Origin of the sequence: Brevibacterium pityocampae (assembly GCF_039541555.1) — a bacterium.
In the GTDB taxonomy this organism is placed as follows: Bacteria; Actinomycetota; Actinomycetes; order Actinomycetales; family Brevibacteriaceae; genus Brevibacterium; species Brevibacterium pityocampae.
On the sequence record NZ_BAABGL010000012.1, the window covers coordinates 121,583 to 134,047 of the forward strand.

7 protein-coding genes, 1 tRNA gene and 1 pseudogene are annotated in these 12,465 nt (G+C 68.4%); 5 read left to right on the forward strand and 4 right to left on the reverse strand.

What is annotated here, in order from left to right:
* Positions 1 to 32 precede the first annotated feature (32 nt).
* Together ABD883_RS09565 and ABD883_RS09570 are read right to left on the reverse strand one after the other, a co-directional pair.
* Positions 33 to 641 (reverse strand): GDSL-type esterase/lipase family protein, encoded by a 609-nt coding sequence (locus ABD883_RS09565; protein WP_345031644.1) that lies wholly within the window; start codon positions 639 to 641, stop codon positions 33 to 35.
* Positions 638 to 4,483 (reverse strand): multifunctional oxoglutarate decarboxylase/oxoglutarate dehydrogenase thiamine pyrophosphate-binding subunit/dihydrolipoyllysine-residue succinyltransferase subunit, encoded by a 3,846-nt coding sequence (locus ABD883_RS09570; RefSeq protein ID WP_345031647.1) that lies wholly within the window; start codon positions 4,481 to 4,483, stop codon positions 638 to 640. The genes ABD883_RS09565 and ABD883_RS09570 overlap by 4 nt, the downstream gene beginning before the upstream one ends.
* Positions 4,484 to 4,581: 98 nt before the next feature.
* Between ABD883_RS09570 and guaB1 the strand changes: the two genes are divergently transcribed.
* The 5 genes from guaB1 (at position 4,582) to ABD883_RS09595 (ending at position 10,054) form a co-directional block, all read left to right on the forward strand.
* Complete coding sequence (gene guaB1 / locus ABD883_RS09575; RefSeq protein ID WP_345031650.1) at positions 4,582 to 6,036, forward strand: GMP reductase; 1,455 nt, start codon at positions 4,582 to 4,584, stop codon at positions 6,034 to 6,036.
* Between the two features lie 232 nt (positions 6,037 to 6,268).
* On the forward strand, positions 6,269 to 7,588 hold the full coding sequence (locus tag ABD883_RS09580) for a hemolysin family protein (protein ID WP_295690100.1): 1,320 nt from the start codon (positions 6,269 to 6,271) through the stop codon (positions 7,586 to 7,588).
* Positions 7,585 to 8,640 (forward strand): hemolysin family protein, encoded by a 1,056-nt coding sequence (locus ABD883_RS09585; RefSeq protein WP_345031652.1) that lies wholly within the window; start codon positions 7,585 to 7,587, stop codon positions 8,638 to 8,640. The genes ABD883_RS09580 and ABD883_RS09585 overlap by 4 nt, the downstream gene beginning before the upstream one ends.
* A 293-nt stretch (positions 8,641 to 8,933) precedes the next feature.
* Positions 8,934 to 9,887: a M15 family metallopeptidase gene (locus ABD883_RS09590; protein ID WP_345031655.1), complete on the forward strand. Its 954-nt coding sequence runs from the start codon at positions 8,934 to 8,936 to the stop codon at positions 9,885 to 9,887.
* Positions 9,888 to 9,981: 94 nt separating this feature from the next.
* A tRNA-Arg gene (locus ABD883_RS09595) sits at positions 9,982 to 10,054 on the forward strand.
* Between the two features lie 385 nt (positions 10,055 to 10,439).
* Here ABD883_RS09595 and ABD883_RS09600 read toward each other — a convergent pair.
* Positions 10,440 to 11,510 (reverse strand): IS110 family RNA-guided transposase, encoded by a 1,071-nt coding sequence (locus tag ABD883_RS09600; RefSeq protein ID WP_345031657.1) that lies wholly within the window; start codon positions 11,508 to 11,510, stop codon positions 10,440 to 10,442.
* A gap of 260 nt (positions 11,511 to 11,770) precedes the next feature.
* Positions 11,771 to 12,465: pseudogene (locus ABD883_RS09605) on the reverse strand (IS3 family transposase); the annotation flags it as partial.

A 12,465-nucleotide genomic window follows, 5' to 3' on the forward strand; every position in this document is an offset into this window, starting at 1 on the left:
CATACCTGGCGCAGGGGCGCCACAGCGCGGTCTCAGCCGGCGGTGTCGCGCACCCCGAGCCAGTCGAACCAGCCGCGGTTCAGCACGAGCCAGGCGAGCAGGCCGTACCCCTCCTGCCCGGGCAGACCGGTGCCGGACGCGGTGAGCTCGCGCTGCCAGGCGCCATGCTCCCGCAGCGGGGTGAAGGTGTCGACGTAGGCGATCCCACGGCGCAGCGCGACATCGGCGAAGCCCGCGTTGAGCTCCTCGAGGCGCCGGTTGCGGTCGCGGTCGAGCGACGGGGGAGGCCCGACGACGAAGGTGAGGACCTCGGACCCGAGCGCGGAGTCGAGCGCGTTGGCGAGGTTGAGGCGCGAGCGCGCCGTCGACAGGCCGGCATCGATGTCGTGCGGACCCGGTGCGAGCACGAGGCGGTTCTGCGTGTGCGGGTCGAACCGCAGGCGCGCCTCGGCCATCCCGCGCTGGCTCATGCCCACCGAGTCCTCACCGGCCACCCCGAGGGCGTAGAACCGGGAGTCTGGCAGCGACGGCAGGGTGCGGGCGGCGACACGGCCCGTCCAACCCAGGCAGCGGGCGTCGCCGTGACCGGCGACGAGCTCGTCACCGATCACGACGACCGTGGTCGTCCGCTGCTGCGTCACCGTGCGAAGACGTGTTCGACGAGGTCGGCCTGCTCGAGGTCGTGGACCTTCTTGAGACCGGTCGCCGGGGACGCCGAGGCGACGCGGGACACGATCCGCATCTCGCGGCCGCCGAGCAGCGGTACGAGATCGAGGGCCATGAACGGCCAGGCGCCCTGGTTCTCCGGCTCCTCCTGCGCCCACACGAGCTCCACGTCGTCGCCGAACGGCGCGAGCGCGGCTGCGATCCCCTCCTCGTCGAGCGGGTAGAGCTGCTCGACGCGGACGAGCGCGGTGCGGGTGTCCTCGAGCTTCTCCCGCTGCGCCAGCAGGTCCCAGTAGAGCTTGCCGGAGACGAACACCACCCGATCGACGCCCGAGGCATCCACAGTGGTGTCCGGGAGCACCGGCTCGAACCGGCCGGAGGTGAAGTCCTCGACCGTGGTCGCCGCGGACTTGAGCCGCAGCATCGACTTCGGAGTGAACACGACGAGCGGCCGCTTGCGGTCCGTGTGCGCGTGGCGGCGCAGCAGGTGGAAGTACGAGGCGCCGTTCGACGGGTAGGCGACGGTCATGTTGTTCTCCGCGCACAGCTGGAGGAACCGTTCGATCCGGGCCGAGGAGTGGTCCGGGCCCTGGCCCTCGTAGCCGTGCGGCAGGAGCATGACGACACCGGAGGTCTGCGCCCACTTCTGCTCGGAGGAGGAGATGAACTCGTCGATGATCGACTGCGCGCCCTGCGCGAAGTCGCCGAACTGCGCCTCCCACAGCACGAGCGCATCCTGGCGCTCCACCGCGTAGCCGTACTCGAAGCCCACCGCCGCGTACTCGCTGAGCAGCGAGTCGTAGACGTAGAATTTCGCCTGGTCCTCGGTGAGGTTCGACAGCGGCGTCCACTCGTTGCCGTTGTCGTGGTCGATGAGGACCGAGTGGCGCTGCGTGAAGGTGCCGCGGCGGGAGTCCTGGCCGGCGAGGCGGACGGGGATGCCCTCCATGAGGAGCGAGCCGAAGGCGAGCAGCTCCGCGAAGCCCCAGTCGATGCCGCCGGAGCGCGACATCTCCTGCCGCTTCTGGAGCAGGCTCTTGAGCTTCTTGTGGACCGCGAAGTCGTCCGGGACCTCGAGGTGGGCATCGCCTACCCGCTCGATGACCTGCGAGGGCACGGCGGTCTCGAAGGGGTTGTCCGCTTCGAGGTCGGCCGGGCGCTCGGGGCGCGGCGGCAGCTTCGCGGCCTCCTTGGCCTGCTTCTCCGCCTCCTTGGTCTCGGCGAAGGCGGCCTCGAGCTTGGACTGGTAGTCCTTGAGCGCCTCCTGCGCCTCCTCCTCGGAGATGCACTTCCGGCCGACGAGCGATTCGGTGTAGACCTTGCGCACCGAGCCCTTCGACTCGATGAGCGAGTACATCACCGGCTGTGTCATCGATGGATCGTCGCCCTCGTTGTGGCCGCGGCGGCGGTAGCACACGAGGTCGATGACGATGTCGCGGTTGAACTCCTGGCGGTACTCGAAGGCGAGCTCGGCGGCCCGGTACACGGCCTCCGGGTCATCGCCGTTGACATGGAGGATCGGCGCGCTGATCGTCTTCGCGACGTCGGTGCAGTAGTACGAGGAGCGGGCCGAGGCCGGCGGGGTGGTGAAGCCGACCTGGTTGTTGATGATGACGTGCACGGTGCCGCCGGTGCGGTAGCCGCGCAGCTCGGACAGGTGCAGAGTCTCCGCGACGACTCCCTGACCGGCGAAGGCCGCGTCGCCGTGGACGAGCACCGGCAGCACGGAGAATCCGGCGTTGCCGGCGTCGATCTCGTCCTGCTTGGCGCGCGCGATGCCCTCGAGCACAGGGTCGACGGTCTCGAGGTGGCTCGGGTTGGCCGCGACGTAGACCTTCGTCGAGTTGCCGTCCGGCGAGGTGTAGGAGCCCTCCTGGCCGAGGTGGTACTTGACGTCGCCGGAGCCCTGGAAGCTGTCCGGGGCCTGGGTGCCGTCGAACTCGCGGAACACCTGGGCGTAGCTCTTGCCCGCGATGTTGGTGAGCACGTTGAGGCGGCCGCGGTGGGCCATGCCGATCGTCACCTCGTCCATGCCGGCGTCGGCCGCCTGGCTGAGGATCTTGTCGAGCATGACGATCGCGGACTCGCCGCCCTCGAGGCTGAAGCGCTTCTGTCCGATGTACTTCGTCTGCAGGAAGGTCTCGAACGCCTCGGCGGCGTTGAGGCGGCCGAGCACGTGGCCCTGCTCCTCGCGGGTGAGCTCCTCGTGGGGGACCTCGAGCTTCTGCTGGAACCAGCGGCGCTGCTCGGGATCGGCGATGTACATGTATTCGATGCCGGTGGTGCGGCAGTACGAGTCGCGGAGGACGCCGAGGATCTTGCGCAGCGGCAATAGCGGCCGGTCGCCGAACCCGCCGGTGGGGAACTCGCGCTCGAGGTCCCACAGGGTGAGGCCGTGGGAGTTGATATCGAGGTCCGGGTGGCTGCGCTGGCGGTAGACGAGCGGGTCGATGTTGGCCATGAGGTGACCGCGCGTGCGGTAGGCGTCGATGAGCTCGATGACGCGGGCGGACTTGTTGACGTCGGTCTGGTCGCCGGCGTCGAGGTCCGGCACCCAGCGCACCGGCGTGTAGGGCAGGCGCAGCGACTCGAAGACGTCGTCGTAGAAGCCGTCCTCGCCGAGCAGGTAGCCGTGGACGAGCTTGAGGAATTCGCCGGAGCCGGCACCCTGGATGACGCGGTGGTCGTACGTCGAGGTCAGGGTCACGACCTTGGAGATCGCCAGGCGGTTGATGGTCTCCTGGCTGGCGCCCTGGAACTCGGCGGGGTACTCGAGTGCGCCGACGCCGATGATGCAGCCCTGGCCCTTGGTCAGGCGCGGCACGGAGTGGACGGTGCCGATGCCGCCGGGGTTCGTCAGGGACACCGTGGTGCCGGCGAAGTCGTCGGCGGCGAGCTTGCCGATCCGCGCCCGCTCGACGAGGTCGTCGTAGGCGTCGACGAACTGCTTGAAGGTCAGGGTCTCGGCCTTCTTGACGTTGGGCACGAGCAGGGTGCGGGTGCCGTCCTTCTTGGGGACGTCGATCGCGAGACCGAAGTTGACGTGACCCGGGCTGACCATGACGGGCTTGCCGTCCTGCACCTCGTAGTACACGTTCTGGCTCGGGAAGGCCTTGAGCGCCCGGATCACCGCGAACCCGATGAGGTGGGTGAAGGAGACCTTGCCGCCGCGGGTGCGCTTGAGGTGGGAGTTGATGACGATGCGGTTGTCGATGAGCGCCTTCGCCGGCAGCGAGCGGACCGAGGTGGCCGTCGGGACGGTGAGCGACTGGTCCATGTTCTCGGCGATGAGCTTGGCCGGACCGCGGAGCTTCGTCACGACGTCCTCGACGGTCTCCTGCGGAGCGGACTTCTCCCGCGTGCCGCTCGACTCCTTCTTCGAGGCCGCGGACTTCGACTCCGCCTTCGGGGTCTCCGACTCGTTGACCGAGGGCGTCACGCCCTTGTGCGAGTCGAGCTTCTTCGCATCCCCGGAATCCGCGCCCTTCTCACCCTTGGCGGCGTTCCCGGTCTTGGCGGCGGCCGAGGACGAGCTGCTCTTCGAGGCGCTGCTCGAGGCCCCGGGCTCCGCAGAGTCCGAGGAGGACTTCTTCGCGGAGGACGACTTCTGGTTCGACTTCCCCGACGTCTTCGTCGGAGCACCGTTCCCGGCCGCCGGGGAGCCCTGCCCGCCCTCGGCCTCGTACTGCTCGAAGAACGGCCACCAGGAACTGTCGACGGAATCCTTGTCGGACTTGAACTGCTCGTAGAGTTCCTCGACCAGCCACTCGTTGGACCCGAAGTCCTCGACGCTGCGGTTGGGGGTGTTTACGGACACGGCGAGAATCGCCCTCTTCCTCATCTGAAGTGATTGACGTCCTCCCCAGCCTAGCGCTTCGACCGTGCAAAATCGCCAGGAGAATGGAGAATGGGTCTATGCGCTTCATCACCGGAACACCCTCCCATGAGCTCACCTACGCCGATGCGTTCCTCGTGCCGAGCCGCTCGGACGTGACGAGCCGGTTCGACGTCGATCTCTCCTCCGCCGACGGGACCGGCACGACCATCCCGCTCGTCGCGGCGAACATGACCGCGGTGTCCGGCCGTCGGATGGCCGAGACCATGGCCCGTCGCGGGGGGCTCGCGGTGCTCCCGCAGGACACCCCGCTCTCCGTCGCGGCGGACACCCTCGCGTGGATCAAGGCCCGGCACCCCGTCTACGAGACCCCGGTCCGGGTGTCCCCGCAGGACACCGTGCTCTCCGCCCTCCACCTCCTGCCCAAGCGCGCGCACGGCCACGCGGTCGTCGTCGACGAGGACCAGCGCGTGCTCGGCACGATCTCGCGCGACTCGCTCGAGGGCGTCGACCGCTTCACCTCGGTGAGCGCCGTGATGGAGCCGCCGTTCGAACCGGTCGAGGCCTCCCGCTTCGATTCCGTGGAGCGGTCCGACCTGTCCGGGGTGTACGAGCGGATGACCGAGGCGCGGCGCGACTTCGTGCCCGTCGTCGATTCCGGCGTGCTCGTCGGGGCGCTCACCGCGCAGTCGGTGCTGCGCGCCTCGATCTACACCCCGGCGCTCGACGCGCACGGCCGGCTCCGGGTGGCCGCGGCGATCGGCGTCAACGCCGACGTCGGCCACCGCGCGCAGGCGCTCGTCGAGGCCGGGGCCGACGTCCTCGTCGTCGACACCGCCCACGGGCACCAGGAGAAGATGCTCGAGGCGCTGCGCACCATCGACGGCCTCGAGCTCGGGGTGCCGGTCGTGGCCGGCAACGTCGTCACCGCCGCCGGGGTGGAGGATCTCGTCGAGGCCGGCGCCGACATCATCAAGGTCGGGGTCGGGCCCGGGGCGATGTGCACCACCCGGATGATGACCGCGGTCGGCCGCCCCCAGTTCTCCGCCGTCGCCGAATGCGCAGCCGCCGCCCGCGGCCTCGGCGCCCACGTCTGGGCCGACGGGGGAGTGCGGCACCCCCGCGACGTCGCCCTGGCGCTCGCCGCCGGCGCCTCGCAGGTCATGGTCGGCTCGTGGTTCGCCGGGACCCTCGAGAGCCCCGGCGATCTGCTCGTCGACCCCTCCGGACGCCAGTACAAGGAGAGCTTCGGCATGGCCTCGGCCCGGGCGGTCGCCGCCCGCACCCGCACCGAGTCCGCCTTCGATCGCGCGCGCAAGGGCCTGTTCGAGGAGGGGATCTCGAGCGGCCGGATGTTCATCGATCCCGAGCGCCCCGGCGTCGAGGACCTGCTCGACGAGATCACCTCGGGAGTGCGCTCCTCGTGCACCTACGCCGGCGCGCGCACGCTCGCCGAGTTCGCCGACCGGGCGCTCGTCGGGATCCAATCGGCGGCAGGGTACGAGGAGGGCCGCCCGCTCGACCGGAGCTGGTGAGCCCGCAGGGCGCGATCCGGCGGCCGCTACCGCAGTCTGTGAGTCTGCCGTGAACCGGTTCCGGCCGTCTTCCCGGCGCGGGGCCGGTGGACGGGGTTCGTTAGGATACTGCGCATGACCAGTGACAGTCCCGGCCGGCCTCGAGCCGGCAGCCCCGTCCATCCCCCGCACGATCACACGCATCCGCAGCGCACCGCGCACCGGCCGTCGAGCCAGGGGGACCGTCACTGAGATGGAGTGGTTCCTCCTCGCCCTCGCGCTCCTGCTGATCCTCGGCACCGGCGTGTTCGTCGCCGCCGAATTCTCCCTCCTCACCCTCGACAAGCACACCGTCGACCAGTCCGTCGAACGGGGTGAGCGCGGGTCCTCGTACCTCAAGAAGGGGATGACCCAGCTCTCGACCCAGCTGTCGGCGGCGCAGGTGGGCATCACGCTCACCACCCTCCTCACCGGTTACCTCATGGAGCCCTCGCTCGGCGTCCTCCTGTCGCCGATGTTCGAGGGCTTCGGCCTCGGGGAGTCCGCGGCGTCGACCGCGAGCCTCACCCTCGCCCTCCTCATCTCGACCTTCCTCTCGATGATCGTCGGCGAGCTCGTGCCGAAGAACCTCGCGATCTCCGCCCCGCTCATCACCGGCAAGATCTTCGTCCCGCTCCAGTACATCTTCTCCGTGGTGTTCCGGCCCGTCATCGCAGTGCTCAACGGCACCGCGAACAAGGCCCTGCTCGCGATGGGCATCGAGCCGCAGGAGGAGGGCACCGCCGGGCGCTCCCCGGAGGAGCTCACCGCGCTCGTGCGCCACTCCGCGCAGGAGGGCACGATGGCCGAGCAGACCGCGGACCTCCTCACCCGCACGCTGAGCTTCTCCGAGCGCACCGCTGAGGACGTCATGACTCCGCGCACCTCGATGATCAGCGTCAACCGCGACACCACGGCCGCGGAGATCGTCGAGACCGCCCGGCAGACGGGCTTCTCGCGGTTCCCGGTCGTCGGGGATTCGCGCGACGACATCGTCGGCATGGTCCACGTCAAGCAGGCCGTCGCGGTGCCGCTGGCCAACCGGCCCGACGCCTTCGCCGCCGGTCTCATGAGCGAGGTCGCGCAGGTGCCGGAGACGATGCCGCTCGATCCGCTCCTCATGGAGCTGCGGATGCGCGGCAGCCAGATGGCGCTCGTCGTCGACGAGTACGGCGGTACCGCCGGGGTCGTCACGCTCGAGGACGTCGTCGAGGAGCTCGTCGGCGAGGTCGTCGACGAGCACGACCGGCTGCGTGTGAGCGTGCGTCCGGTGCGCGACGGCAGCTGGGTGGTCCCGGGCCGGCTGCGTCCCGACGAGGTGAGCTCGGTGATCGGCCTCGAGGTGCCCCAGGACCCCGACTACGAGACCATGGCCGGCTATGTCATGCTCACGCTCGGCCGGATCCCGGTCGAGGGCGACAGCGTCCGCCTGCCCGAGGCGCGCCTCGTCGTCGAGCGGATGCACGGCCGTCGGATCGAGAGGCTGCGCCTCATCCCGGACTACCTCGCGAGCGGATTCGGGGGTGCGTCATGAGCGACTGGATGGGTCTCGTCTGGCTCGTGGTCCTGCTGCTGGCCAACGCCTTCTTCGTCGCCGCGGAGTTCGGCATCGTGTCGGCCAAGCGCTCACAGATCGAACCGCGGGCCGCGGCCGGGTCGAAATCGGCTCGGACAGCGCTCTACGCGATGGAGCACGTCTCTATCATGCTCGCGATCTGCCAGCTCGGCATCACCGTGTGCTCGCTGCTCATCGGCAATGTCGCGGAGCCGGCGATCCACCACCTGCTCGCCGGCCCGATGGAGTTCCTCGGCATCCCGCCGACGATGTCCGACGTCGTCGCCTTCATCATCGCGCTGTCGGCGGTGACGTACCTCCATGTGGTCATCGGCGAGATGATCCCCAAGAACATCGCACTCGCCGTGTCCCGGCAGGCCGCGATGCTGCTCGCGCCGCCGCTCGTGTTCCTGTCCAAGGTGTTCGGCTTCGTCATCCGCCCGCTCAACGCGATCGCGAACGGGATCCTGCGCCTGATGGGAGTCGAGCCGCGCGACGAGGTCAACGCCGCCTACACGGTCGAAGAGGTGCAGTCGATCGTCGTCGAGTCCCAGCGCGAAGGGCTCCTCAGCGACGACACCGGGCTGCTCAAGGGCGCGCTCGAGTTCTCCGACAAGTCGATCGGGGACGTCATGGTGCCGATGGACCGCGTCATCACGCTTCAGGCTGGTGCGACCCCGTCCGACATCGAGCGGCTCGTCGCCCGCACCGGCTTCTCCCGCTACATCCTCCTCGACGCCGACGGCGCGCCGGAGAGCTACATCCACATCAAGGATGTGCTCTACGCCGACACCCCGGCCGACTACGAGGCGGAGATCCCGGCGAAGCGCTACCGCTCGCTCGTCACGCTCACCGCCGGGGACGAGATCGAGGACTCGCTCGGCGTCATGCAGGACGCCGGCAACCATGTGGGACGGGTGCTCGACGCCGCCGGTGCCACGGTCGGCGTGCTGTTCCTCGAGGACGTGCTCGAGGAGCTCGTCGGGGAGGTCCACGACGCGATGCAGCGCGGGCCGCGCTCACGCCGCTGAGGGCCTCTCGACACACCCCGGCACGCCGGTGATCACAGTGATGCGATAATTGTGACAAATCGGTGACATCCCCGTGATTCCGCGGGTATCGGGGGCGGTCGCGGCACTGTTCGAGCGCCTCGGCCCCGGACCGGGTCACGGGAATGTGTCATTCCGTCACTTTCTCGTTATAGTGTTGTGACATACCTGGTGCACGGTCGGATCCTTCCCCTCCGCCACACCGTGCGCAGATGCCGCCTTGTGCTCATGCACCGGCATCGCAGAACCTGCAGTCGTCAGTTTGGAGTTGTGGAGTGGGTCAGGAAACCACCGCGCCGGTACTCGTGCGTCGTCGTGATCTGCGCAAGCAGGAAGAGGCGGCCCGCCGGGCGGAACGGAAGCTCCCGTTCCTGCGCTCGGCCGTTGCGAGCCCGGCGCCGCGGACCGAGGACCTCGTGGAGCGCCGCTCCTCCGGCACCGTCGGTGCCCGGTCCATCGCGACCCGCGGCTCCGACGGCAGCGCCGTCCGCGCTCTCAAGCGCCGCCGCGTCACCACCGTCACCGCGATGGCCTCCGTGTCCGTCGCCGGCACCGCGATCGCCGGCGTGCTGCTGAGCTCGAACATGCCGAGCACGCAGGTCGCCGCCGCCCAGGAGATCAGCACCGACGCCGTCGAGGCGATCGGCGCCGAGTCCGTCGACCCGCAGGTCGACGCCGAGGAGGGCGACAAGGCGGCCGGCGAGGCCGACGCCTACGCCGGCGGCGTGCCGAGCGCCCAGGACCGCAAGGCCGAGGCCGCGTCCCGCTCCGTCACCCGCACCGTGCTGCCGGGCTGCTCCGGCGAAGCTCCCGCAGGGGACGCATCGAACGGGCAGATCCCCGACGAGTGGCTGTGCGAGATCGGTATCGGCGGGCACAAGCTCCGCGCCGACGCCGCCGTCTCCTTCGCGGAGATGAACGCCGCGTACAAGGCCGACACCGGCAAGGACATGGCGATCACCGATTCCTACCGGACGCTCGAGTCGCAGGTCTCCGTGGCCGGTCGCAAGCCCGGTCTCGCCGCCCGCCCCGGCACCTCGTTCCACGGCTGGGGGATCGCGCTCGACTTCGGCGGCGGTGCGGCCACCGCCTCGGGCGAGCAGTACGAATGGCTCGTCAAGAATGCCGGCAAGTACGGCTGGGAGAACCCGGACTGGGCGAAGTCGAGCAAGTACGAGCCCTGGCACTGGGAATACGTCCCGGCCCGGCAGTCGATCCGCGGCGCCTGAGCCCGGTTCGCACCGCGTGCCCGGCGTCATGTCGGTCACATTCGCACACTCGGCGCACGTACCCTTTCGGTGAGTGCTAGTATTGTCTTTGCCCGCCCGCGTAGCTCAGTGGATAGAGCGTCTGCCTCCGGAGCAGAAGGTCGTAGGTTCGAATCCTGTCGCGGGCACCGGATAAGGCCCCTGGTCAGCGGAAACGCCGATCAGGGGCCTTCTTCATGCCTGGATAGAGCGGACAGGTACGCACTGAGGTACGCAATACGTGACGCGTCGCCGCCCGGTTGTGGGTTGTCCAGGCGAAGATGGACTCATGCGCATCGACGACTTCTTCCACGAGTCGCCCGACACGGGGAACCCCTGGGTGTATCGCCCCGGGTTTGTTAGAGGCTTGCAAGTGCCGTGCCGGCGGTCGCCGGCACGGTCTGGTGGTGATGGTAGATGTCCTCGAGCTCGACGGGTGGGATCATGCCGATATCGCCGTGGAGACGTCGGTGGTTGAACCAGTCGATGTNGGAGTTGAAGGCCTCGGCCAGGGCGTTGATGCTCCTATAGTTGTCAACTCATGATTTCGCCGGTTCGCGGGTCGGTCTTGACGAGGTGGTAGACCTCGCGGATCACGTAGCGTTTCAGACAGCGGATGATGTCGCGTTTGCTCTTGCCCTCGGCGGTGCGACGGGCGACGTAGGCGATCGTGGGCTCGTGGAATCTCATCCTGACAATCACGGTCCGGTCGATCGCCGCGTTGAGTTGCCGATGTCCGCCATGGTTGATGCGATGCTTCCCACTGGTCATTCCTGAACCGGTCGGAACAGGGCTGATTCCGGCGAGCTTCGCGAACGCGGCCTCGCTTCGGATTCGTTCGGGATTGTCACCGGCGACGATGAGGATCTCTGCGGCGGTATCGACGCCAATCCCGAATTCGTCAAGCAGGTGCGGCGCGCGTTGGAGCACGAGCTGCTCGATCTGTGCTTCGAGTTCCTTGGTTTCTTCGCTTAGTGCGATCCAGCGCTTCGCGATCGATCTGAGCGCGTAACGGTTCGCATCTTCTGGCGTCTCCAAACCCCGCGGACGGAGCGCGGCGCAGTGCCTCGCGACCATCTTCTGCGTTTTCTTCGCCGTCTCCCGGCGAAGGTCCTCAGAAGAGTGGACGAGCATCGCTTTGAGGGTAACCATCGCGCCGGTGCGGTCCTTCACCGCGGTATCGTGCGCGACTTTCAGCTGTCGAATCATCTCAACGACGCCGTCCGCGGTTTTGGGGATCGCGGTCGCGAACCCGGCGAGCACTGCCCTGGCAGCGTTCTCTGCGTCGAGGGTGTCGGACTTCCCGTTCAGTCTCCGCAGCCGCCGATCAGGACGGGAGACCTCGATGACCTTGTGCCCGTGACGGCGGACGAAAGACGTGAGCGCGGCCCCGTAGGAGCCGGTGCCCTCGATGCCGAACGCGATGATCTTCCCGAATCCCGCAGCCCACTCAAGGAGTTGTTTGAACCCGGCGGTGTCGGTCGCGATCGTGAGAGTCGCGAGGATCCCGCCGACAGAGTCCATGACTGCTGCGACGTGGATGTGTTTGTGGGTGTCGATGCCGATTACGATGTGCCCTGATCTGAACTGCTCAACATCGTCCATGATGCTGTCTCCTTCGCCCGTTATCGTGGGTTTCACGCTGTCGTCGGCGGGTGGACAGGACTGTCACGGGGACGCTGTCGAAAGTATGCTCCAGGCTCCTATTAGGTCACGCCCGACCGGCGGCAGCGCTTGATACAGCCCCGGCCGGACGGTCGACAGATCAACGCAAAGGCACCATGCGGGCCAATCATAAGCAAGGGTCAAACCGCGCCGGCCGGGACTACCCGATTCTCGCGGAACCCGGCAGAAACAGACTGACAGTCATAGCTGTCACCGACGGTCCCGATCGACGGCGTCGCGCCGATCTCCGCGAGGCGTTCGCCGTAGCGAATGGACATGAATTGAGACCCCGCGTCGCTGTGACACCGCAGGTCCGCGTGGCGGTGACCTCTGGACCAGCGGGCCATCTCGATGGCGTCGAGGATCATCTCGGTGCGCATGTGCGACGCGACCCGCCACCCGACGATCATGCGAGAGAACGCGTCGATGATGAAGCACACGTACGCGACACCGGCCCAGGTCGCCACGAACGTCAGATCCGTCACCCAGAGCCGGTTCGGAGCGGTCGCGGTGAACTCCCGCTGCACCAGATCCGGGTGTCGCGCGGACGCCGGATCCGGCCTGGTCGTCTTCACCCGTTTCGAGCGCCTCGCGCCCTCGATCCCTGCCACCTTCATCTACCTCGCGGTCTGGTCGCGGCCGATCGCGATCCCCGCCCGCCGGGCCGCCTTCCAGAGCTTGCGGACCCCGTAGACCCGGTAGTTCGCCTCCCACAGCTCGACGAGCCGCGGGATCAGCTCCTCGTCCCGCCGGGCACGGGCGGACGGGGTGCGGGTCTTGGCGGCGTAGTAGCTGCTCGGAGCCACCTGCAACTGTCTGCAGATGAGCTCGACTCCGAGCCGGCGACCGTCGACGAGGTCGTCCTTGTTCGCGTCGATGAACGCGACTACTTCCG